Source organism: Streptomyces prunicolor (assembly GCF_045162825.1).
Taxonomy (GTDB): domain Bacteria; phylum Actinomycetota; class Actinomycetes; order Streptomycetales; family Streptomycetaceae; genus Streptomyces; species Streptomyces prunicolor.
On sequence record NZ_CP108676.1, the window covers coordinates 10,290,820 to 10,314,697 of the forward strand.

Below are 23,878 nucleotides of genomic sequence, written 5' to 3' on the forward strand. Positions count from 1 at the left end.
TGTGAGCGGTCACAACGTGGGCGTCAAGAGACCGTAACTGGGGATTTACCTTCCGAACACGCCGACCGGAGCGGGGAGATCCCGCCCGGCGAGTAAGAAGCCCCAGTTCAGCGCCTGTACGAGAGCCGCAGGACCGAACTGTCCCAGAAGGGGAAATTGTGTTGACCGGTGTCGTCGAAACAGCCGAGAGGTCCCGTATCTGGTCGCACCCGGAGCTCGGGTTGCACGCCGTCCTGGACGCCAACGGGTCGGTGAGACTGGGGAGTCCCGGCCAGGACTGGGACCGCCTGGTCCCCCTCGTCGAGGTCACCGCGACCGGTCACGGGCGCCTGTGGTCGGGGGAGCGCTTCATCGAGACGGCCATCGGCGAGCGCCTGGCCTACCGCAGCCATGACACGCAGACCCTGCGGGACGGCGGCCTGGAGCGTACGACGATCCGGCTCGCGGACCCGGTGACCGGACTGGCCGCCGAGGTCACTCTGGAGGCGAGCCCCGGTGCGACCTTCCTGCGCTCACGGGTGCGGCTGGTCAACGAGGGCGTCGATCCCCTCCGGTTGGAGAGCGTGACGACCCTGACCCTCGGCGGGATCACTTCCTCTGTTGCCGAATCCTCTGTTGCCGAGGACGGCCTCGACGGACTGACGTTGCACTGGGCGGACAACGACTGGCTCGCCGAATGCCGTTGGCACCGGACCGAACTCCGGGACGAGGTCGTGCCGTTGAGCCGGTTCGCCCACGGGCGCGAGGGGCGCGGCTGCTTCGAGCGCTACTCGCAGGGGAGTTGGTCCACCGGCCGGCATCTCCCGGTCGCCGCCCTCACCGACGGGGAGGGCAACGCCTGGCTGTGGCAGATCGAGTCGAGCGCGGGCTGGCGCTTCGAGACCGGCGAGCGCGAGGGCGCGGCCTACGTCGCCCTGTTCGGCCCCGACGACGCCCATCACCAGTGGCATCAACTCCTCGCCCCCGGCGAGGACTTCCGCACCGTTCCCGCCGTCCTCGTCCGCGCGGAGACCGGCGGCCTGGACGCCGCCTTCGGCACCCTCACGGACTACCGCCGGGGCATCCGCCGCGACCACCCCGACCATCACACCCTTCCGGTGATCTACAACGACTACATGAACACCCTGAACGGGGACCCCACCACCGAACGGCTCCTGCCGCTCATCGAGTCGGCGGCGGAAGCGGGTGCCGAGGTCTTCGTCATCGACGCGGGCTGGTACGACGACGACGCCCAGGGCTGGTGGGACTCCGTCGGCGCGTGGGAGCCCGCGCCCAACCGTTTCCCGGGCGGCATACAGGAAGTCCTCGACGCCATCACGAAGCGCGGCATGACCTCGGGCCTCTGGCTGGAACCCGAAGTCGTGGGCGTACGCAGCCCGTTGGCCCAGACCCTGCCGCCCGAGGCGTTCTTCCGGCGCGGCGGTGTGCGCGTCACGGAACACGGCCGGCACCACCTGGACCTGCGCCACCCGGCCGCCCGCGCCCACCTCGACGAGGTCGTGGACCGGCTGGTGGGGGAGTGGGGCGTCGGCTATCTGAAGCTGGACTACAACATCAACATCGGCCCGGGCACGGAGAACGGGACCGAGAGCGCGGGCGCCGGACTGCTCGGGCACCACCGCGCCCACCTCGACTGGATGGCCGGACTTCTCGACCGGCATCCTCACCTCGTCCTGGAGAACTGCGGATCGGGCGGCCTGCGCATGGACTACGCCCAACTGGCCGTCGCCCAGCTCCAGTCCACCAGCGACCAGCAGGACCCGCTGCGCTACCCGCCCATCACCGCGGCCTCCGCCACCGCCGCGACGCCGGAGCAGGCCGCGGTGTGGGCGTACCCCCAGCCGGACCAGACCTTCGACGAGATCGCCTTCACCCTCACCGGCCCGCTGCTCAGTCGTATCCATCTCTCCGGCTTCATCAACCTCATGGACGACGAGCAGTTCGACCTCGTCCGCTCGGCGGTCTCCGTCTACAAGGAGGTCCGGGGCGAGATCGGCACGGCGCATCCGTTCTGGCCGCTGGGCCTTCCCGGTTGGGAGGACGGGTGGATCGCGCACGGGCTGCGGGGGGCGGAGTCGACGTACGTGATGGTGTGGAGACGGAAGTCGGACGACACCGGCCGCGCTCTCACGGTCCCGCATCTGCGCGGTGCCTCGGTGCGCGCGACCGTGCTGTATCCGGGGACCTCGGACGCGGGTGTGGAATGGGACGCGGCCGAGGGGCGGTTGACGGTGTCGCTGCCTCGCACCGACACCGCTGTTCTCGTGCGATTGAGCGCCGGCTGAGCCGTACGGTCGCTGGAGTCCTTCCGCCCCGTGGAGTCCTCCCGTCCGCCGGGCCGGAGGACTCCACCGCTGTCGTTGCACGGCTGATCCACCGGTGATCGTCATGCGACGGATTTCGCGCAGGTTCCGTCAGGAAAGCGCCTTCAAGTGGCAATGCCGGGCTGTGGATGCTTCGTCCGCTTCCCGCCCCTAGAGTTCTTGAAGTCCACTTTCGGAGGCGGGACCGATTGTGCAGGTATCCGTGACAAGGCAGTACACCGGCCAACCCGTCAGGACGTCGAGCTTCGTCGGCCGGCGTCAGGAGACCGCCGAGGTCAAGCGTCTGGTGGCCGCCCACCGGCTGGTGAGTCTGACCGGGACGGGCGGTGTCGGCAAGACCAGGCTGGCGCTGCACGCCGTGCCCCGGCTGGCGCGGGCCTTCGCCGACGGGGTGCACATCGTCCAGCTGGCCGGTGTGCGGGACGCGTCGCTGGTGCCCCTCGCGCTGATCGAGGCGCTCAACATCCGTGATGTGTCGGGCCGTTCGCCGGTGCGGGTTCTCATCGACCAGCTCCAGGAACGGGAGTTGCTGCTCGTCCTCGACAACTGCGAACACCTGGCGGACGCGTGCGCGCGGCTCGTCGAGACGCTGCTCGCGGAGACCGCGGCGGTGCGGGTGCTGGCCACCAGCAGACATCCGCTGGACGTGGCCGCCCAACACGTCCTGGAAGTACAGCCGTTGGCGACTCCGACATCGGGCGAGCCGTTGCCGCCCAGGCCCGCGCTGGAGTACCCGGCGCTGGCCCTGTTCGCCGATCGCGCCGCCACCGTACTGCCGGGGTTCGCCCTCACCGCGGCCAACCAGGACGCGGTCGCCGCCCTGTGCCGTCGGCTGGACGGGCTGCCGCTCGCCATCGAACTGGCGGCGGTACGGATGCGCGCCCTCGGCGTGCAGCAGCTGCTCGAACGCCTCGACCGCCGCTACCGGTTGCTGGCCGACAGCGGGGACACCGGGGGCCGTGAGGACGCGCTGCCCCGGCACCGCACCCTGCGCGCGGCCGTCGACTGGAGCCACGACCTGTGCACGCCCGAGGAACAGACGGTGTGGGCGCGGGCCTCCGTCTTCGCCGGGAGCTTCGACCTGGGCGCGGCCGAGGAGGTCTGCGCCGGGCCCGGCCTCGACCGCGACGAGATGGTGGATGCCGTGGCCGGTCTGGTCGACAAGTCGCTGCTGGTCCGGGACGGCGACGCCGTCCACGCCCGGTACCGGATGCTGGAGTCGATCCGGCAGTACGGCCTCGACCGGCTCCGTGAGGACGGCGCCCACGCGGAGGAGGCGGCCCGGCGCCGGGTGCGGGACTGGTGCCTGGACTTCGTCGAGGAGTGCGAGCGGCGCTGGTTCGGCCCCGACCAGCCGGATTTGGTCCGCCGGCTGCACGCGGAGTCGGACCTCATCCGCTCGGCGTTCGAGTTCTGCCTGAACACACCGGGGGAACTGCGGGCCGGGCTCAAGCTGGCCGGGCACCTCTGGTTCTTCTGGTTCGCGACCGGCGCCCTGGTCGAGGGCAGGTACTGGCTGGAGCGGCTGCTCGCCGCCGCCCCCGAGCCGTCCGTCGCACGGGCCCGGTGCCTGTGGGTCCTGGCCCTGATGCTGCTGAGCCAGGGCAACGCGGTCCGGGCCGCACCCCTCGTCGAGGAGGCCCGCGAACTGGCCCTGCGGCTGGGCGACGAGGCCGAGGTCGCACACACCTTCTTCGGCCGCGGCGGCGCCTACCTGATCAGCGGCGACTACGACCGGGCGCGGGCCGTCTACGAGGAGGCGCTCGCCCTCCCGCCGCGCGAGGGCGAGTCGATGAGCCTGGTCGGCTTCAAGTACGTGGAACTGGCCCATGTCCTCGCCATCCAGGGCGAGTACGACCGCGCGATGGCCCTGTGCGAGGAGTTCCGCCAGGTCTGCCTGACCTACGGCGAACAGTGGATCCACTCCTACCTCCTGCGCATCCTCGCCTTCGCCGAGTGGGCCAAGGGCGACCGGGCGGCGGCCAGGATCCACGCCCGGGAGTGCCTACGGCTCAAGCGGGCGGTCGGCGATGTGTTCGGCACCGGCATGACGCTGGAACTGCTCGCCGCGGTCCACGTGCGTGACGGCGAGGGCCGCTCCGCCGCCGTCCTGCTGGGCGCCGCCAAACGGATCTGGCAGGACGCCCACGTCGCACTGGACCGCACCCCGTCCCACGGTCCGGTGCGCACCGAGGCCGAGGAAGGCGCCCGCGCGCTGCTGGGCGACGGATTCAAGAGCGCCTACCGCGAGGGCCTCGAACTCACCTCGGACCACGCGGTGGCCTACGCGCTGGGCGAGCGGGAGTCCGCGGCCCGGCCGGTGCTCGACAGCCCGCTCACCCGCCGGGAGGCGGAGGTCGCCGAGCTGATCGCGGAGGGGCTGACCAACCAGCAGATCGCCGACCGGCTGGTCGTCGCGCTGCGCACGGCGGAGGGCCATGTGGAGCGCATCCTCAGCAAGTTGGGCTTCACCTCGCGCAGCCAGGTGGCCGTCTGGGCCGAGGGACGTCGGGCCACCCGCCCGTGACGCCGTACGGCCGCGAACGGAACGAAGACGTACGGCCGTGAACCGACCGACAAGGAAGGCAGACCGATGGAACACGGAGAACCCGCCCCGCCTGTCCCCCTCGTGAAGCACCACGCCGGTATCCACTCGTCCGACGAGGAGTTCCTGGCGGTGGTGGTGCCGTTCCTCAGGGACGGCATCGTCGCCGAGGACGAACCGGACCCGGTGGTCATCACCACCCCGCGCAAACTGGACCTGCTGCGGGACGCGCTCGGCCCCGACGCCCGCCAGGTCGACTTCCGCGACTCCGCCCGCTGGTACCGCGGCAGCCCCGCGAACAGCATGGCCACCGCCCTCGACTACTACGTCACGCACGCGAGCCCCGAGGGCCTGCTCCACATGACGGGCGAGCCGGTCTGGGACGGCCGCACAGCACGCCAGATCCCCGAGTGGAAACGCTACGAGGCACTGGCCACCGAACTCTTCACCGGCGCCCCGCCCGACCTGATGTGCCTGTACGACACCCGGACCGCCCCGCCCGACGTCGTCGACGCGGCCCGGCACACCCACCCGACGGAGCTCAACCGGCAAGGCGTTCGGCCCAGTTCGCTCTTCACGGAGCCCGCCGTCTACGCGACCCAGGGCCTCGGCCCGCTGCCCGCGCCGCCGCAGGACGCGGTCGGCGTCGGTCTCGACGGGGACCTGACCGCCGGTCACCGGTTCGCGGCGGACCAGGCACGGGCCCGCGGCATGGCCCCCGAGGCGGCGGCCCGTTTCGGGCAGGCCGTGTCCGGCGCCACGCGCTACGCCGCGGCCCAGGGCTGCGACCGCGCGCACCTGCGGCTGTGGTCGACCCGGCAGCGCATCATCTGCGAGCTGCGCACCCCGCGCGGCCGTATCACCGACCCGTTCCTCGGCTTCCGGCCGCCGGGTGCCGAAGCGCGGCCGGAGGACGGGCTCTGGCACACCCGCCAGGTCTGCGAGTTCGTGGACATGCGGTCCGGCGACGAGACGTGGGAAGGCTGGACCATCCGGATGGAGACGGCCCTCGTCACGGCAGGTTGACGAACCGGCCCGCGGATCCGGGTAGTTCCCCCCGTGCCTCGAAGGGCACGGCGGACGCATGGTGGATACGAGGCCGGGTCTGTTGGCGGACCCGGCCTCGCCGTACGGACCGAACGCCCCAGGGGCCGAAGGGAAACGACCATGCCGAACGACCGTCGACGCGGCCTCCCGACCGTGGGCGATGGCTGCACCACGATCCTGGGCCCGGGAAAGTCCTCGGTCCGCCAGGCCAGGGAACTCGTCCGCAAACGGCTCGCCGAATACGGCCTCCAGGACCTGGTGGACATCGCCGAACTGCTGGTCAGCGAACTCGCCACCAACGCCGTCGTGCACGCGGGCGGCCGCTACCGGCTCACTCTGACCCTGGGCGTCGGCACACTGCGCTGCGAGGTGGCGGACGAGCGGCGCCACCTTCCCCGACCGCCGCACCGGCACGCCGAACGCGACGACCACCTCGACGTCGACCCCGACAGCGAGAACGGCCGCGGGCTGTTCCTGGTCGACGCACTCGCCCACCGCTGGGGCAGCCGCCTCGTCGAGGAGGGCAAGGAGGTCTGGTTCGAGCTGGAGACCGAGGCAGCGGACAGCACGGGCGACGGCGCGGCGGAGACGGACGTACACCTCCCGGCACCGGCCCGGCCACGGGCTCAAGAGCCGCACGGCTGCGCCGAGTTGGATCACGAGCGGGCGGATCACCACTACAGCCCTGACGGCGACCACGCCGAGGATCTCGGGCTGCTCGGCCAGTACCGCTCACGGCGTCCGGTGCCGGGAACGGTGTCGCGGGCGTCCCACGGTTCGGTGTCGGCCGCCGTCTCCGCTTGAGCACGTCCACCGGTGAGCACGTCTATGGGCGGGTCCGCTCACGCGGTGGTCCCGTGCCGGGCGCAGCCGGATCCACCCCGTCGGCCATCAGCCGCGTCGGCAACCACCAAGCCGCCGCGCACACGCACACCCCGAGCCAGCCGACGGCGAACAGCCAGCCACCGACGACATCCGTGAACCAGTGCACGCCCAGATACACCCGGGTCAGTCCGACCAGCGCGCCCCAGCAGCCGACGGCCAGGCACAGCGGGGTTCTCCCGTGCGGGGCGCGCACGGATATCGCGAGGATCACCAGCCCGGCGGTGAGCGCCGCCGTGGTGGTGTGGCCGGAGGGGAAGGACCAACCCGAGGCGTTTCCGGCCCAGTTGCCCATCGCCGGGCGGGGTCGCGAGACCAGTTCCAGCACGCCGTAGCGCAGGCCCTGGCCGGCGGCGAGGCAGGCTGTGGCCAGGGTCGCGGCGAGCAGGCGTCCGCGTGCGGTGCGGCCGGTGAGGAGTCCGGCGAGGACGACGAGGGCGTACGGGATGACGCCCGTGCCGGTCGCGGTCAGGCCACGGGCCACCGCCAGCGCCATGTCCGGGCGGTGCGCGACCGACCAGGACAGCGCGTCCTCGTCCGTGAACAGCGGAGCGCCCTCGTGCCCGATCACGACCACGCTCAGCACGCCGAACGCGGTCCAGGCGCCGAGGCTCACGCTGCCCGCCAGTTCGGCGACGTCCTCGCGGTTCATGACACCAGCAGGGGTCGCAGCCGGGTGGCCGTGATCCGCCGGGTCAGGGAGTCCGGCCGCCGCTTCAGCAGGGTCATCGCGCCGAGCGCCAGGAGCGAGCCGACGGCCACGCCCGCCACGACGTCGTGCGGATAGTGGACTCCGACCCAGACCCGGGAGGCCGCCATAGCGAGCGCGGCCACGGCGGCGACCGCACCGAGTCGGCGCGAGACGAAGAACAGGGCGACCGCTGCCGCCGCGGCGACGGTCGCGTGGTTGCTCGGGAAGGACCAGTCGCCCTGCGCCGGACACGCCTCCAGCGTGACCACCCGCAGGGTCCGACACGGCCGGTTCTCCCGCACCACCGCCTTGAGCAGCGAGTCGATGCCGTACGCGGCGACCACGACCACCGGCACGGCCAGGGCCGTCACCGCCGCCTCGGCACCGACCCGGCGGGCCCGCCACCAGCCCACGACCATCAGCACGGCGAACACCACAAGCCCGTACGTCGACCACACGGAGACCGCACTGTCCAGCCACGTGGGCGCGTGCTGCGCGGAGTCGACGACATCCGTGTAGGCCTCGCCATCGATGGACGCCCCCTGGAACGCGACGAGGATCATCCGTGCACCTCCCGGGCGAACATCACCACACCGACCTCCATCGCTGACTACAAATCTGTAGACGGTCTACTCAACTGTAGACGATCGTGGCGCACGGGAAGTTCCGCCCTTTTGCCCGGTCATTGCCGCTTCATGACTGACTGACTACACGTATGTAGTCATGATGGTCCGCGAAGTAAGGCATGCCTTCACTAACCCAGGAGGGGTCGCACCCAATGTGGGACGACGCGTTTCCGAGCTTTCTGATCGGGCTGAGGGAGGGACTGGAGGCCGGGCTCATCGTCTCGATCCTGGTCGCCACCCTCGTCCGCGCCGACGCCAGGTCCCGGCTGCCCCAGGTGTGGACGGGCGTCCTGGCGGCGATCGCCCTGGCGATGAGCTTCGGCGCGGTACTCACCTTCACCGCGGCGAACCTCTCCGCCACGGCCCAGGAAGCGTTCGGCGGCGTCCTCAGCGTGGTCGCCGTCGCGTTCGTCACCGCGATGGTGTTCTGGATGCGCCGCTCGGCCCGTACCTTCTCCGGCGAGATCAGGGAGAAGGTGACCGGCGCGCTCGGCATGGGCGCGGGCGTGCTGATGCTCACCTCGTTCCTCGCGGTGGGCCGCGAGGGCCTGGAGACGGCCCTGTTCCTGTGGACCACCGCCCGCGCGGCCGGCGAGTCGGCCGGCCCTCTGACCGGCGCCGGTATCGGACTGGTCCTCGCGGCGGCCCTGTGCTGGGGCCTGTACCGCCGGGTCCTCAGGATCAACCTGACGAAGTTCTTCACCGCCACCGGTGTCGTCCTCATCGTCATCGCGGCCGGTGTCCTCGGCTACGGTCTGCGCGACCTCCAGGAGGGCGGTGTCCTCCCCGGCCTGACCACCTATGCCTTCGACCTCGGCGGCAGCGTCGACGCCGGGTCCTGGTACAGCACCCTCATCCAGGGCGTGTTCAACCTGATGCCCACGATGACCTGGCTTCAAGTGGTGGGCTACGTCGGCTATTTGGCGGTGGTGATGCCCCTGTTCGTGCGTGGGGTGAAGACGAGGACGCCCGAACCCGCGCCCACGACAGGCCAGTTGAGCGAGTCGCCCCCGTCACCGCGTCGCCGCCCCGTCTGGGTCGTCCCGGTCGCGGTGGTCGCCGTACCCGCGGTCGTCGCCGGTCTCGTCGTCGCCTTCTCCGGCCCCAAGCCCGCGAGTTCGGAGACCGTGGCCGTCTCCGAGACGGAGTGCGGCAAGGGCTTCACCGCGCCCGACACCGGACGGCAGACCTTCCAGATGCACAACACCGGCGACAAGACCGCCGAGGTGTACCTGATCGACCCGGCGAGCAACGCGGTCTACGGCGAGGTCGAGGGCCTCGCTCCCGGCACCACCCGGGACCTGGTCGCCACCGTCGCGGGCGGCTCGTACGCCTGGCGCTGCGTACCCACCGGCGCGAAGGCCGTCACCTCCGCCACGGTCCATGTCAACGGCGGGGGAGGCTCGGTGAAGGCGGTCGTCCCCGTCTCCGAGAACGACCTCGCCGCGCCCCTGAAGGCCTACAAGGTGTACGTCGACCAGGGCCTGGCCACCCTCGAAACCCAGACCCGGCAGCTCAGCACCGACATCGCGGGCAACCACCTCGCCGAGGCACGCGTCGACTGGCTGACCGCGCACCGCACTTACTCCTCCCTCGGCGCCGCCTACGGAACCTTCGAGGACTTCGACCAGAAGATCAACGGCCGGGCCGACGGACTGGCCGGGGGAGTCGACAACAAGGACTTCGCGGGCTTCCACCGCATCGAGTACGGGCTCTGGCACGGGCAGTCGGCGAGCGAGTTGAAGGTCCCGGCACAGCAACTCGCCGCCGCGGTCGTGGGGTTGCGGAAGGCGTTCCCGACCCAGGACTTCGACCCCGGTGACCTGCCGCTGCGGGCCCACGAAATCCTGGAGAACGCCCTGCAGTTCGAGCTGACCGGCGACACCGACGAGGGCAGCGGCACCAACCTCGCCACCGTCGACAGCAACCTCGCCGGGACGCGTGAGCTGCTCACCGTACTCAAACCGCTGCTGACCAAGGAGTCCCCGAAGTTGCTTCCCGGCGTCGACGCCGACATCGCCCGGCTGCAGAAGCTGCTCGACTCGGCGCACCAGGGCGCCAGTTGGACCCCCGTCGAGCAGCTGGACGAGACGGCGAAGGCCCGACTCGACGGCGCCACCGGTCAGTTGCTGGAGGACCTGGCACCGGTGCCGGACCTGCTGGAGATCAGGAAGTCCGCCTGATGAGCACCGGGAACGCGAGCGGTGCCGAGAACACCGGCAGTACTCAGAACAGCCGCAGCACCCAGAACAGCCGTAACGAGGGGACCCGTCCGATGCCGTCTGCTGAAACCCAGGGCTGCCCGGCCGGAGCCGGTCGCCGTTCCTTCGTGCGGACGGCGCTCGGTGCCGGGGCCGCCGGAGCGGTGCTGGCCGGCGGGGCGTTCGCGCTCGCCGAGACGGGCGGTACGACTCAGGCGCAGGCCGCCGACACCACGAACGGCGCCAAGGTGCCCTTCCACGGCACCCACCAGGCCGGCATCCTCACCCCCACCCCGGCCGCCGCGACTTTCGTGTCCCTCGACGTGATCGCCGACAACCGCGCCGAACTGACCGACCTGTTGCGCACGATCACCGAACGGGCCCGCTTCCTCACCTCCGGCGGCACCCCCGCCGACCTGGGCGTCGGCGCGCCGCCCGCCGACAACGGCATCCTCGGACCGGAGGTCCCCGCCGACGCCCTCACAGTCACCGTCGGTGTGGGCGCGTCCCTCTTCGACGACCGTTACGGACTGGCCAAGGCCAAGCCACGCCGACTGACCCCGATGAAGACGTTCCCGAACGACAACCTGCGCGCCGCCGAGTGTCACGGCGACCTGTCGCTCCAGGTGTGCGGCGCCCGCCAGGACGCCGTGCTGCACGCGCTGCGCGACATCGCCCGGCACACCCGGGGTGGCATGCAGATCAAGTGGCGCATCGACGGCTTCCAGAACACTCCGCGCCCCACCGGTACCCAGCGCAACCTGCTCGGCTTCAAGGACGGCATAGCCAACCCGGACGTGAAGTCCACCCGCGAGACCGACCGGCTGATCTGGGTCGGTGACGGACAGGGCGAACCGGCGTGGGCGAGCGGCGGCAGCTACCAGGTGATCCGGATCATCCGCATGCTCGTCGAGTTCTGGGACCGGGTCTCGCTCAGCGAGCAGGAGCTGATGTTCGGCCGCCGCAAGGACACCGGCGCCCCGCTGGACGGCGCCAAGGAGACGGACATCCCGCACTACGCCAAGGACCCCAAGGGCGCGGCGATCCCGCTCGACGCCCACATCCGCCTCGCCAACCCGCGCACCGCCGCCACCGACACCTCGCGCATCCTGCGCCGCGGCTACAACTACGACCGGGGCATCGACGCCGTCGGCAACCTCGACATGGGCCTGGTCTTCTGCTGCTACCAACAGGACGTGAAGCGCCAGTTCGAGGCGACCCAGACCCGGCTGATCGACGAACCCCTCGTCGACTACATTTCTCCGACCGGCGGCGGTTACTTCTACGCTCTGCCTGGTGCGAAGGACGCCAAGGACTGGCTGGGCAGGGGTTTGATGGCGGCCTGACCAGGGATTTTCCCTCCCATTGGGCAAGACCTGCCGTGGTCTTTGCCGACCGTTACTGCGAATGGGTTGCAGGTACGGGAGGATGGCACGAGGTTGCTCACGGCAACCGCACAGCCATGCTCGCACCCGCACCCGTACCTGTACCCGGCAGAAAGACCCTCCTCGATGACGGCCGCCCCCGAGTCCACTCCGACCCTCCCCGTCACGGCCGCGGCTTCGCGGCCGACGCTCTGGTACCGCGTCCGTACGTCGATGACGCGGCAGGAGTGGACCCGGGTCGGCGGGATGGCCGCGTTCGTGCTGGGGCTGCACGTGATCGGCTGGTTCACGCTCGTGTGGATCGTCGCGCCGGGGCACTACAGCGTCGGCGAGAAGTCCTTCGGTATCGGCATGGGCGTGACCGCGTACACGCTCGGTATGCGGCACGCGTTCGACGCGGACCACATCGCGGCGATCGACAACACGACCCGCAAGCTGATGAGCGAGGGACAGCGACCGCTGTCGGTGGGCTTCTGGTTCTCGCTCGGCCACTCCAGCATCGTCTTCGGCCTGACCCTCCTGCTCTCCCTCGGCGTCAAGGCCCTGGCCAACCCGGTCCGCGACGACAACTCCCAACTCCACGACGTCACCGGTCTGATCGGTACGACGGTCTCGGGCACGTTCCTCTACGTCATCGCCGGCATCAACCTCGTCATCATGGCCGGCATCTGGAAGGTGTTCCGCCAGATGCGCTCGGGCCACTACGACGAGGCCGCGCTGGAGGAGCAGCTGAACAACCGCGGCTTCATGAACCGCATCCTCGGCCGCTTCATGAAGTCGATCACCAAGTCCTGGCAGATGTACCCGCTGGGCCTGCTGTTCGGCCTCGGCTTCGACACGGCGACGGAGATCGCGCTGCTGGTGCTCGCCGGTTCGGGCGCCGCGTCCGGCCTGCCCTGGTACGCGATCCTGTGCCTGCCGATCCTCTTCGCGGCGGGCATGTCGCTGCTCGACACGATCGACGGCACGTTCATGAACTTCGCCTACGGCTGGGCGTTCTCCAAGCCGGTCCGCAAGGTCTACTACAACCTCACGATCACCGGCCTGTCCGTCGCCGTCGCCCTCATCATCGGCACGGTCGAACTCCTGGGCCTGTTCGCCGAGAAGCTGGACCTCCACGGCTTCTTCTGGGACTGGGTAGCGGGCCTCGATCTCAACATCGTCGGCTTCCTCATCGTCGGCCTGTTCTTCGCGACGTGGGTGGTGGCCCTGCTGGTGTGGAAGTTCGGCCGCATCGAGGAAAAGTGGACAGCGAGTCTGGCTCAACCGGCCCAACAGCCTGCCGAATAGCCGCTATTGGGCAGAGTGACGAACCGGACCACTCACGGCCGCACCCCCAACTCCTTCCGCCACTTGACGATCTGCTTCTCCGCATCCCCGGTGTACGACCACGGAGTCGTCGTCGCCCGGCGGCCCATCATGGCCAGGATCGGCGTCGAGATGTCCTTCGTGCCGGCGTAACAGGCCGCGTGGGCGAGGTAGTTGAGGTCGCGGAGTTCGCCGGGTGGGAAGGGGCCGTCCTCGCGGGCGGTGATCCAGCGCTGCCAGGTGCGGCGGACATCGCTGACGGCGCCGTCGTGGGTCCAGTGCTGGCCCAGGCCCACCGCCGCCTGCTGACCCTGCGCGGCGTCGAGGGCGTAGCGGTACTCCTCGACGCGGGCGTACTGCACCAGGACCGGCAGGGTGCAGCCGGGCGGTGCGACGCCCGCCGCGTCGCGGGCGAAGTCGTACATCAGGCCGTGGCTGCCGTGCCAGCGGGAGGAGTAGTAGTGGAGGACCTGGAGGTGGCCCTCGACGCTGTAGGGGTCGCGGCGGTGCAATTCGTCCCACCAGCGGGCGAGTTCCTGGCGTCGTACGCCTGAGGGATAGAGGCGGGCCACGGAGATCAGGGAGATCCAGGGGGTGGGATCGTCCGGGTACGCCTCCGCGGCCTGGAGGCAGGCCATGACCGCGGCGTCGATACGGTTCCGGTCGATCGGCACGCCCCGGCCCGCCGCGATGGCGATGTTGAACGCCCTGGCCGTCTCCGTCGCTGCGCGCAGCGTGAGCGCGTCGCCGCTGTGCGGCTCGGCGGCCAGCCATGACTCGACCGTCGAACTGCTCGCGCAGGCCTGTGCGAGCGTCCGGATCCGGTGGCCCCGGCCGAGCCAGTGCGCGCCGGTGTTCCGCAGCAGGTCGCGCAGGCCCTGCCAGCGGCCGATGACGATGTCCTGGCGGGCCGAACTGAGGGGAGCGTCCCCGCAGTCGGGGTCGAAGTCGGGGGTGTAGCGGTCTCGCGCCATCGGGGTGCCCCTCAGAAGTCGGTCGGGAGACCCTGATGGACCCGGGACTGTTCGGGCACGAAGTCGTCCGGGACGTAGTCCGTCTCGACGGTGTGCGTCGCGTCGAGGCGCGAGGGGCGGTAGTAGTCGCTGCCCTGCTTCCAGTACCAGAACATCGGGACCAGCCCCACGGCCAGGCCGCCCACGCCGATGGTGATCGCCGCGTTGCTCAGGCTGCTCAGCGACTCGACGAAGATCCAGAACATGAACAGCGCGCCGAACAGCGGCCAGAGCCCGCCGAAGAGGAAGTTCGCCGCCGACTTGAACAGCATCTTGCGGTACGCGACGACCACCGCGAGGCCCGCCAGGCCGTAGTACACGGCGATCTGCAGACCGATCGCCGAGATCGCGTCGGAGAGGATCTCGCCCACCGAACCGAGCGCGTTCGAGGCGATGAACATCACCAGTGCCACCCCGCCGACCACGGTGATGGCGACCCACGGGGTGTTCCAGGTGCGGTGCACCTTGCCCAGCGCGGCCGGCATCGTACGGTCGCGGCCCATCGCGAACAGCGAGCGCGTGACCTGGATGAGGGTGGTCTCCAGGGTGGCGATGGTCGACAGCATCACCGACACGATCAGCAACTTGCCGCCCCAGCCCGGCCACAGCTCGTCGCCGAGCACCGCCAGCACGTTGGCGTCGTTGCTCTCGATCTGCCGCGAGGTCAGGATGATGTTCACCGCGATGGTGAACACCTCGAAGAGCAGGAAGACGATGCCGACGCCGATCAGGCCCGCGAGTCCGGTCGTACGACGGCTGTTGCGGGTCTCCTCGCTGAGGTTGCTGGTGACGTCCCAGCCCCAGTAGTAGAACGCGGCGATGAGCGCGCCCGACGCGAAGCCGGACACCCCGTCGAAGTGGCTGAAGCCCAGCCAGGACCAGTCGAAGGCACGGGCGTTGTCGGTGTGGACGAGGGCGAACACCGCGAACAGTGCCAGGATGCCCAACTCGATACCGGACATGAGGAGTTGGGCTCGGACCGTGAGCCGGGCCCCGCCGAGCACCACGAGCAGCATGATCACGAACCAGGCCGCGCCCACCACCGTCGACAACGCCGTGTTGTCCGCGAGGTCTTGATCGAAGAGGGACAGCGTCATCGACCCGGCGGGCAGTGACCCGGCGACCATGAAGATGGTCGCGGAGACCACCAGGGCCCAGCCGCTGATGAAGCCGAGAAAGGGGTGGAGGGTGCGGCCCACCCAGGAGTAACTGGCCCCCGCGTTCACGTCGATACGGCCGAGGTAGCTGAACGCCAGCGCGATGCCCAGCATCGGTATCGCGCAGTAGAGAAGGGCCGCCGGACTGGCCAGCCCCACCGCGCCGACCAGGACCGCCGTGGTCGCGGCCAGCGAGTAGGCCGGGGCGCTGCCCGCCACGGCCATCACCACCGTGTCGAACGTACCGAGGGCATTGGCCTGTAGCCCTCTGCCCCTGTTGTTGCTCATGGATGCGCTGCTTTCCGTCTTGCACGACGTGGGGGGTTGCGCGGACCGGCCCCGGACCCGGAGATGGGGTGGCCTCGGGTCAGTGGCCGGTCGGAACAACAAATAGGGGATGGTGGATACCCGTTGAACCGCTGCGTCGGCGGACGGTCACACCGTGTGTGGGTGTGATGATAGCCGTACCTCTTGACCTTTCAAGATTGACCAGCGAGTAATCTCCTGTGAACGGTCAGTCGCCGAGTCGGTCGATCTGCCGCAGTTTGTTGGTTGCGTCGAGGGCGGCGACCTTGTAGGACTCGGCGAGGGTCGGGTAGTTGAAGACCGCGTCCACGAGATAGTCGACCGTGCCGCCGCAGCCCATCACCGACTGGCCGATGTGAATGAGTTCCGTCGCGCCGGTACCGAAGCAGTGCACGCCGAGCAGGGTGCGGTCCGTGGGGGAGACCAGCAGCTTGAGCATGCCGTGCGAGTCGCCGATGATCTGGCCGCGCGCGAGTTCGCGGTAACGGGAGATCCCGACCTCGAACGGCACGCACTCCTCGGTGAGTTGGTCCTCGGTCTTCCCGATGAAACTGATCTCCGGGATGGTGTAGATGCCGATCGGCTGCCGGTCGTCGATCCGGTGCACCGGCTCACCGCAGGCGTGGTACGCCGCCGTACGGCCCTGTTCCATCGAGGTCGCCGCGAGGGCCGGGAAGCCGATGACGTCGCCCACGGCGTAGATGTGCGGCACGGCGGTGCGGAAGTTCTCGTCGACGTCGATCCGGCCGCGCCGGTCGGCGGACAACCCGGCCTTGTCCAGGTCGAGTTCGTCGGTCAGGCCCTGCCGGCCGGCGGAGTACATCACGGCGTCGGCCGGGATCTTCTTGCCGCTCTCCAGGACGGTCAGCGTGCCGTTGGTGTGCCGCTCGACGGCGGCGACGGTCTCCCCGAAGCGGAAGGTCACGGCGAGGTCCCGCAGGTGGTACTTGAGCGACTCGATGACCTCCAGGTCACAGAAGTCGAGCATCCCGGCGCGCTTCTCCACCACGGTGATCTTGCTGCCGAGCGCGGCGAACATCGAGGCGTACTCCATGCCGATGACACCGGCACCCACAATGACCATGGACCGCGGGACCTTGGGCAGGTCGAGGACGTTGTCCGAGTCCATGATGGTCCGCCCGTCGAACTCGACGGTGTCCGGCCGCGCGGGGCGGGTCCCGGTGGCGATGACGATGTGCTCCGCGGTCAACAGCCGTTCGTGGCCGGTGATTTCGGTCAGCGCGACGGTGTGCGGGTCGACGAAGCGGCCCGTGCCGGCGAACAGGGAGACCTGGTTGCGGGACAACTGGTTGCGGATGACGTCCACTTCACGACTGACCACGTGCTGCGTGCGCGCGGTGAGGTCGCCGACGGTGATGTCGTCCTTCAGGCGATAGCTCTGCCCGTACAGATCGCGCTGGGTGAGACCGGTGAGATACAGCACCGCCTCGCGCAGCGTCTTGGAGGGGATGGTCCCGGTGTGGATGGAGACCCCACCGACCATGTCGGGGCGGTCTACGACGGCGACCCGGCGGCCGAGCTTGGCCGCGGCGATGGCGGCCTTCTGGCCACCCGGTCCTGAACCGATGACAAGCATGTCGAAGTCGGGCACCTCCGGAGTCTGTCAGCCGGAGCGCCTTCTCCGAAAGGGTGAACGGGTAACCAGGTGCCGACAAGACGCCTGGGGCCTGTCCTAAGGGAGCAGTTTGTCCAGCGCCGCCGCCCCCTCCGCCTCGATCTTCCGCCGGGCCCACTCCAGATTCTCCGGAGTCACGTCCCGGCCGGCCGCGAGTACGACATCCTCCGGGGCCACCTCCGTACCGGTGCGGGCGTGCAGGAGGGCGTCCGGTGTGGCGCGGGCGGTGCCTTCATCGGGTTGCGCTGTCGACATGGTGCTTCCTCCCTGGGACCGGGCACGTGCCGTGGGTCCCACTCCCACGATTCCCCGCCCGACTCCAGTGTGCATCCGGAAGAGTGGCCGAACGAGAACCTGAACCTAAGCTGGGAACCGGCCCCCGCGGGCCCGAACCAGGGAGGCTGCCGCGATGGTCGAGACCCCGCCCCACCAGGACACCCCCACCGGACCCGGATATCTGCCCATCGCCGAGCACGGACTGATCGGCGATCTGCGGAGCGTGGCCCTGGTGGGCACCAACGGCACGATCGACTGGTACTGCTGCCCGTCCTTCGACGCCCCCAGCGTCTTCGCCGCGATCCTGGACGCGGAGCGCGGCGGCTCCTTCGAACTCGCGGCCTCCGTCCCCGCGCGCACGAAGCAGTTCTACTTCCCCGACACCAACGTCCTGATCACCCGGTTCTTCACCGAGGACGGCGTCGGCGAGGTCCAGGACTTCATGCCGGTGACCAGTGAAACGGACGAGTCCGCCCGGCACCGCCTGATCCGCCGCGTGCTGTGCGTGCGCGGCTCGGTCCCGTTCCGGACGCGCGTCGCCCCGAGGTTTGACTACGGCGCCTCCCCGCACACCGCGCGGATGGTCGGCGACGTGGCTCTCTTCGAGTCCGTCGACAAGTCCCTCGCGCTGACCGCGACCGTGCCGCTGGAGTGCGACGGCGTCGACGTGTGGGCCGACTTCAAGCTCGACGAGGGCGAATCCGAGGTGTTCGCGCTCGACCAGGTCGACGGCGAGGTGACCTCCCGACCCTGCGCACGACAGGAGGCCGAGGACGAGTTCGCCTCGACGGTCGCCTACTGGCGGCGCTGGCTCTCCCAGTCGCGCTACCGCGGCCGCTGGCGCGAGATGGTCCACCGCTCCGCCCTCACCCTCAAGCTGCTGACCTACGCCCCCACCGGCGCCATCGTCGCCGCCCCCACCACCAGCCTCCCCGAACAGATCGGCGGCGAGCGCAACTGGGACTACCGCTACGTCTGGATCCGTGACGCCGCCTTCTGCGTCTACGCGCTGCTGCGCCTCGGCTTCACCGGCGAGGCCAAGGCCTTCATGCAGTTCGTGACCCGGTACATCAGCCCCGGCGACGGCAACCCGTCGGGCCCGCTCCAGATCATGTACGGCATCGACGGCCGCACCGAACTCACCGAGCGCGAACTCCCGCACCTCGAAGGCCACCAGAAATCCGCCCCGGTCCGCATCGGCAACGCGGCGTCCGACCAGCTCCAACTCGACATCTACGGCGCCCTGATCGACTCCATCTACCTCTACGACAAGTGGGCCGAGCCCATCTCCAGCGCCCAGTGGGACGACGTGTGCGCCCTCGTCGACTGGGTCTGCGAGAACTGGGACCAGCCCGACGAAGGCGTCTGGGAGACCCGCGGCGGCCGCAAGAACTTCCTCTACTCACGGCTGATGTGCTGGGTCGCGATCGAGCGCGCGATCCGCCTCGCCAACCGCCGCGGACTGCCCGCCGACCTCCCGCACTGGCTCCAGTGCCGTGACACCATCTATCGCCGCATCATGGACCGCGGCTGGTCGGCCAAGCGCCAGGCCTTCGTCCAGTACGAGGGCAGCGACGTGCTCGACGCGGCCCTGTTGATGATGCCGCTGGCGAAGTTCATCGCGCCCACCGACCCCAAGTGGCTGTCCACACTGGACGCGTTGACCGAGGAGCTGGTCTCCGACTCCCTCGTCTACCGCTACAACCCGCAGGCCAGCCCGGACGGCCTGCGCGGCGACGAGGGCACGTTCTCCATCTGCTCCTTCTGGTACGTCGAGGCCATGGTCCGCGCGGGCCGCGTCGACGAGGCCCGCCTCGCCTTCGAGAAGATGCTCACCTACGCCAACCATCTCGGCCTGTACGCCGAGGAGATCGGCCGCACCGGCGAGCAACAGGGCAACTTCCCCCAGGCGTTCACCCATCTCGCCCTGATCAGCGCCGCGTTCAACCTGGACAAGGCGCTCGGCTGAGTTCGTCTGTGTCGCGCAACAAGTGTCACCGAGGTGTCACAGCACTCCGGGGCACCACAACTACCGTGGCATGTCTCGTGTCGAACCCGTTGACCGCAACACAATTGATCCACGGGGGAACACATCATGACGAACGTGTCACGCAAGAAGGTCTCCGCCGCCGTCGCGTCCGCGGCCTTCCTGCTCCTGGCCGGCGCCGGCATCGTCGCCGCCCCGGCCAGCTACGCGGGCGTCCCCGGCGGCACCAGCGCCGTCGACCGCAACAGCGACTTCAACGGGGACGGCTACGACGACGTCCTGATCGGCGCCCCGGACGGCACCGTCGACGGCAAGCAGGGCGCCGGCTACGTCACTGTCCAGTACGGCGCCCCGAACGGCATCGCCACCAACAACACGGTCCCCAAGGGCCACACGGCCGTCATCAGCCAGTCCACGCCCGGTGTCCCCGGCACCTCGGAGACCTACGACTCCTTCGGCCGGGCGATCGCCACCGGTGACGTGAACGGCGACGGCTACGACGACGCGCTGATCGGCGCGCCCGGCGAGGACGAGGGCAGCCTGGAGAACGCCGGCCGGGTCACCGTCCTCTACGGCTCCAAGGCCGGCCTGGGCGCCGAGGCGAACACCTCCTTCACCTCCACCAAGCCCGCAGCGGGTGCCCGGTTCGGGCAGTCCGTGACGGCAGCCCGCTTCACCGGGGCCACCGACGCCGACGAGATGGCCGTCCTCGACGACAACGGCGCCCAGATCTTCGCCTACCACACCGACATCCTGCACCTGATGGGCACCCTGAACACGACCACCGCCCCCGGCGGCCACCGTATCCAGCCCGCCTACCTCACCACCGGCGACTACGACAACAACGGCTTCGCCGACCTGGTCGTCTCCGGCTACAGCCCCGACGACGACTACCAGCAGGGCTGGTCGGCCCTCTACGCGGGCGGCGACACCGAGTTGACGTACCGTCAGGACCTGAACGGCGGCCTGGGCACGGCCTCCGGCGACATCAACAACGACGGCTACGACGACCTGGTGGTCGGCCAGCTCAGCAGCGCCGACGACAAGGCCGAGGGGGACGACGGCGGCAAGATCGCTGTCTACCTCGGCAGTTCGGAGGGCGTCGGCGGCGAGGAGGGGCCCGGCATCCCCGCGCAGTGGTGGTCGCAGAACTCCCCGGGCGTGCCCGGCACTTCGGAGCACGGCGACGCCTGGGGCAACGACCTCTCCGTCGGCGACGTGAACGGCGACGGCTACGCGGACGTGGCGATCGGCGCGCCCGGTGAGGACATCGGCACGGTCCAGGACGCGGGCGCCGTATGGCTGTTGCGCGGTTCGAGCAACGGTGTGACCGCGACCGGCGCCCAGTCCTTCGACCAAAACACCGCGAACATCCCCGGCACCGCCGAGGCCGACGACGCCTGGGGCTCCCAGGTCCGGCTCGCCGACACGGACGCGGACGGCCGCAGCGAACTGGTCGCCTCCGCGCCCGGCGAGAACTCCGGTGACGGCTATGTGTGGTTGCTCCCGGCCGGCCCCAACGGCCTGCTCGCCGAGGGCTCTTCGCTGTACAGCGCGGCGGACCTCGGCGGCGCTGCGAAGGGGGCGGGCTTCGGGTCGGCGATCGACGAGTAAGCCTTCGGCGACTGAGGGGAAGCAGCGTGACAGCGCCCGTACCGGCTCGGTGGCCGGTGCGGGCGTTGCCCGTGAACAGGGTTGATCACAGGGCCTGTTCGGCCCAGATGACCTTGCCCGCCGGGGTGTACCGGGTGCCCCAGCGTTCGGAGAGCTGGGCCACCAGGAACAGGCCCCGTCCGCCCTCGTCCGTCATCGCCGCGTACCGCAGGTGTGGTGACGTGGTGCTGCCGTCGTAGACCTCGCAGATCAGGGTGCGGTCGCGCAACAGGCGTACGCGGACGGGGTCGTTGCCGTAGCGGATCGCGTTGGTGACCAGTTCGCTGAGGATGAGTTCGGTGGTGAACGTCAGCTCGTCCAGGCCCCAGTGGGTGAGCTGACGGGTGACCGAGGCGCGCATGTCGGAGACGGCCGCCGGGTCGGACGGGACGCGCCACTCGGCGATCCGGTCGGCGCCGAGGGCTCGGGTGCGGGCGACGATCAGGGCGATGTCGTCGCTCGGGCGTACCGACAACTCCGAGTCGAGGACGGCCCGGCAGGTGTCCTCGGGGGAGTCGCCGGAGTCGGTGAGCGCGGTGCGCAGCATCTCCAGGCCGACGTCGATGTCCCGTTCCCTGTCCTCGACCAGGCCGTCGGTGTACAGGACCAGTCGGCTGCCTTCGGCCAGCTCCAACTCGGCTGTCTCGAACGGGAGTCCGCCGAGGCCGAGCGGGGGCCCTGCGGGGACCTCGGGGAACTCGACGGTGCCGTCCGGGAGGATCAGGGCCGGTGGCGGGTGGCCGGCGCGGGCGACGGTGCAGCGCAGGGTCACCGGGTCGTAGATCGCGTACAGGCAGGTGGCGCCGGTGACCGGGGCGTTGCTGTCCTCGGTCGTCTCGTCCTGGTCGATCCGGCCCACCAACTCGTCGAGCAGGCCGAGGAGTTCGTCGGGCGGGAGGTCCAGCGCGGAGAAGTTGTGCACGGCGGTGCGCAGTCGTCCCATGGTGGCCGCCGCGTGCAGGCCGTGTCCTACGACATCGCCCACGACCAGTGCGACCCGGGCGCCGGACAACGGCAGGACGTCGAACCAGTCGCCGCCGACCCCGGCCTTCGCCGGCAGATAGCGGTAGGCGACGTCGAGCGCGGTCTGCTCGGGCAGCCGGCGGGGCAGCAGGCTGCGCTGGAGGGTCACCGCCATGCCGTGCTCGCGGGTGTAGCGGCGGGAGTTGTCTATGGACACGGCGGCGCGGGCGACCAGTTCCTCGGCGAGGGCCAGCTCCTCCTCGTCGAAGGGCTCGGGCTTGTCGGAGCGCCAGAAGTTGACCACGCCGAGGATGAGGGCCCCGGCCCGCAGCGGCACCGTGATCAGCGAGTGGATGCCGTACTCGACGACCTGCGCGGTGCGTTCGGGATCCTGGGTGAGCCAGCCGGGCGCGTCGCCCAGCCGCGGTTCGACGACGGCCTCACCGGTGTCGAGACTGCGTGCCTGCGGGGAGGAGGCGATGAACTGGATCTGCTTGCCGACCGGGTAGAGCGGGGCGTCGTCCCGGACCCCGCTGTACGCCGTGCGGCGCAGCTCGGTGCCGGGCTGCGGTTCCTCGCCGCTCAGGACGGCGTCGTAGAGGTCGACGGTGACGAAGTCCGCGAAGCGCGGGACGGCCAGTTCGGCGAGTTCCTCGGCGGTGCGGGTCACGTCCAGGCTGGTGCCGATGCCCACTCCGGCGTCGTAGAGCATGTTGAGGCGTTCGCGGGCGACCTCGGCGCGGCCGGAGAGAGCGCGCAGTTCCGTGGAGTCGCGGAGCGTGGTGACGCTGCCGGGCGGGCCGCCCTCCAGGTCGGTGGGGCGTTGGTTGACGGCGAGGAGCCGGCCGCCGACCCGGTGCACCTCGTCCGTCGCGACCCGTCCGGAGGCCAGCAGCGCGGTCATGTCGGCATCGAGCCCGAGGTCGAGGACCAGGCGCCCCTCGGCGTTCTCAGGCAGGTCGAGCAGGTGGCGTGCCTCGTCGTTGGCGAGCAGCAGCCGGCCCTCGCCGCCGACGATGATCACGCCCTCCCGTACGGCGTGCAGCACCGCGTCGTGGTGCTCGTACATCCGGGTCATCTCGTGCGGGCCCAGCCCATGGGTCTGGTGCTGGAGGCGTCTGCTGACCAGGCCGGTGCCCCCGAGGGCGAGGACGAGTGCCACGCCCGCGGCGATCATCAGGAGCGGCAGCTGCTGGTCGGCGGCGCCGCCGACGTTCGCCTTCGTCACCCCGGCCGACACCAGGCCCACGACGGTGCCGCCGGGGCCCCGGATCGGGACCACGGCCTGCACCAGCGGTCCGATGGTGCCGGTGAGCTCCTCGGTGACGACGTGCCCGGCGAGCGCGGGGGCGATGTCCCCGACGAACTTCTTGCCGATGCGGTCCGGCTTGGGGTGGGTGTAGCGGATCCCGTCGGTGTTCATCACGACGATGAAGTCGACCTTGGACGTCTTGCGGGCGGCCTCGGCGCTCGGCTGGAGGATCGCCGTGGGATCGGCGCTCTTCAGGGCCGCGACCGTGCCCGGCGCGTTGGCGAAGGTCTCGGCGACGGCCACCGACCGGTTGCGGGCCTCCTGCGTGCTGTCGTGCCGCACCTGGAGGACCTGTGCCACCACGGCCGACACGACCAGCAGCAGCACGATCACCACCTGCAGCACGAACACCTGCCAGGCGACGCTGCGGTTCCCGCCGAGGGGGGTCCGCCGGTGTGCGCGCGCCCTTCGGGCACGGTCGTACGAGCGCTGCGCGCGCAGACCGTCGGGGCGGTGGGTCGACCGGGCCCCGGGCCGACCCGTCAGGCGGACCATGTGCCCATGTCTACACTGCCCGACCTCAGGAGGCGAGGGGCGTCACAGGCGGTGACAGGCCGTGGCCTGCC

16 protein-coding genes are annotated in these 23,878 nt (G+C 70.2%); 9 read left to right on the forward strand and 7 right to left on the reverse strand.

Annotated features, from left to right (window positions below):
• The first annotated feature begins 161 nt into the window (after window positions 1-161).
• The 4 genes from OG588_RS46555 (at window position 162) to OG588_RS46570 (ending at window position 6,720) form a co-directional block, all read left to right on the forward strand.
• Window positions 162-2,285, forward strand: a complete 2,124-nt coding sequence (locus OG588_RS46555) for an alpha-galactosidase (protein ID WP_405952576.1) — start codon at window positions 162-164, stop codon at window positions 2,283-2,285.
• A gap of 241 nt (window positions 2,286-2,526) precedes the next feature.
• Window positions 2,527-4,851, forward strand: a complete 2,325-nt coding sequence (locus OG588_RS46560; RefSeq protein ID WP_405952577.1) for an ATP-binding protein — start codon at window positions 2,527-2,529, stop codon at window positions 4,849-4,851.
• 66 nt (window positions 4,852-4,917) lie between these two features.
• On the forward strand, window positions 4,918-5,895 hold the full coding sequence (locus tag OG588_RS46565; RefSeq protein ID WP_405952578.1) for an anti-sigma factor RsbA family regulatory protein: 978 nt from the start codon (window positions 4,918-4,920) through the stop codon (window positions 5,893-5,895).
• A 141-nt stretch (window positions 5,896-6,036) separates the two neighbouring features.
• Window positions 6,037-6,720 (forward strand): ATP-binding protein, encoded by a 684-nt coding sequence (locus OG588_RS46570; RefSeq protein ID WP_405952579.1) that lies wholly within the window; start codon window positions 6,037-6,039, stop codon window positions 6,718-6,720.
• 22 nt (window positions 6,721-6,742) lie between these two features.
• Here OG588_RS46570 and OG588_RS46575 read toward each other — a convergent pair whose 3' ends face one another.
• Together OG588_RS46575 and OG588_RS46580 are read right to left on the reverse strand one after the other, a co-directional pair.
• The gene (locus OG588_RS46575) at window positions 6,743-7,450 is read right to left on the reverse strand and encodes a phosphatase PAP2 family protein (RefSeq protein ID WP_405952580.1); all 708 of its coding nucleotides are present in this window, start codon (window positions 7,448-7,450) and stop codon (window positions 6,743-6,745) included.
• Window positions 7,447-8,052, reverse strand: coding sequence for a phosphatase PAP2 family protein (locus tag OG588_RS46580; RefSeq protein WP_405952581.1), 606 nt, complete (start codon window positions 8,050-8,052; stop codon window positions 7,447-7,449). The genes OG588_RS46575 and OG588_RS46580 overlap by 4 nt, the downstream gene beginning before the upstream one ends.
• Before the next feature lie 215 nt (window positions 8,053-8,267).
• On the opposite strand from OG588_RS46580, the gene efeU reads away from it, so the two are divergent.
• From efeU to OG588_RS46595, 3 genes are all read left to right on the forward strand, one after another.
• On the forward strand, window positions 8,268-10,298 hold the full coding sequence (gene efeU / locus OG588_RS46585) for an iron uptake transporter permease EfeU (protein WP_405952582.1): 2,031 nt from the start codon (window positions 8,268-8,270) through the stop codon (window positions 10,296-10,298).
• Window positions 10,299-10,390: 92 nt separating this feature from the next.
• Complete coding sequence (gene efeB, locus OG588_RS46590; RefSeq protein WP_405953392.1) at window positions 10,391-11,662, forward strand: iron uptake transporter deferrochelatase/peroxidase subunit; 1,272 nt, start codon at window positions 10,391-10,393, stop codon at window positions 11,660-11,662.
• A gap of 165 nt (window positions 11,663-11,827) precedes the next feature.
• Window positions 11,828-12,991 carry a HoxN/HupN/NixA family nickel/cobalt transporter gene (locus OG588_RS46595; protein ID WP_405952583.1) on the forward strand — a complete coding sequence of 388 codons (1,164 nt, stop codon included), beginning with the start codon at window positions 11,828-11,830 and terminating at the stop codon, window positions 12,989-12,991.
• Window positions 12,992-13,023: 32 nt separating this feature from the next.
• On the opposite strand, the gene OG588_RS46600 is transcribed toward OG588_RS46595, so the two are convergent.
• From OG588_RS46600 to OG588_RS46615, 4 genes are all read right to left on the reverse strand, one after another.
• Window positions 13,024-13,983: a hypothetical protein gene (locus tag OG588_RS46600; protein ID WP_398843424.1), complete on the reverse strand. Its 960-nt coding sequence runs from the start codon at window positions 13,981-13,983 to the stop codon at window positions 13,024-13,026.
• A gap of 11 nt (window positions 13,984-13,994) precedes the next feature.
• Window positions 13,995-15,467, reverse strand: coding sequence for an APC family permease (locus OG588_RS46605; RefSeq protein WP_405952584.1), 1,473 nt, complete (start codon window positions 15,465-15,467; stop codon window positions 13,995-13,997).
• Window positions 15,468-15,693: 226 nt separating this feature from the next.
• Entirely contained in the window at window positions 15,694-17,097 is a 1,404-nt protein-coding gene (sthA, locus tag OG588_RS46610; protein WP_328675653.1) for a Si-specific NAD(P)(+) transhydrogenase, read from the reverse strand.
• Window positions 17,098-17,178: 81 nt separating this feature from the next.
• Window positions 17,179-17,376, reverse strand: a complete 198-nt coding sequence (locus OG588_RS46615) for a hypothetical protein (RefSeq protein WP_019055972.1) — start codon at window positions 17,374-17,376, stop codon at window positions 17,179-17,181.
• A gap of 154 nt (window positions 17,377-17,530) precedes the next feature.
• Here OG588_RS46615 and OG588_RS46620 point away from each other — a divergent pair, with 154 nt between their 5' ends.
• Both OG588_RS46620 and OG588_RS46625 read left to right on the forward strand, forming a co-directional pair.
• A complete protein-coding gene (locus tag OG588_RS46620) occupies window positions 17,531-19,366 on the forward strand; it encodes a glycoside hydrolase family 15 protein (protein ID WP_405952585.1) in 1,836 nt (611 codons plus the stop codon).
• Window positions 19,367-19,492: 126 nt separating this feature from the next.
• On the forward strand, window positions 19,493-20,998 hold the full coding sequence (locus OG588_RS46625; protein ID WP_405952586.1) for an esterase: 1,506 nt from the start codon (window positions 19,493-19,495) through the stop codon (window positions 20,996-20,998).
• Window positions 20,999-21,083: 85 nt separating this feature from the next.
• On the opposite strand, the gene OG588_RS46630 is transcribed toward OG588_RS46625, so the two are convergent.
• On the reverse strand, window positions 21,084-23,807 hold the full coding sequence (locus tag OG588_RS46630) for a SpoIIE family protein phosphatase (RefSeq protein ID WP_405952587.1): 2,724 nt from the start codon (window positions 23,805-23,807) through the stop codon (window positions 21,084-21,086).
• Between the last annotated feature and the right edge of the window lie 71 nt (window positions 23,808-23,878).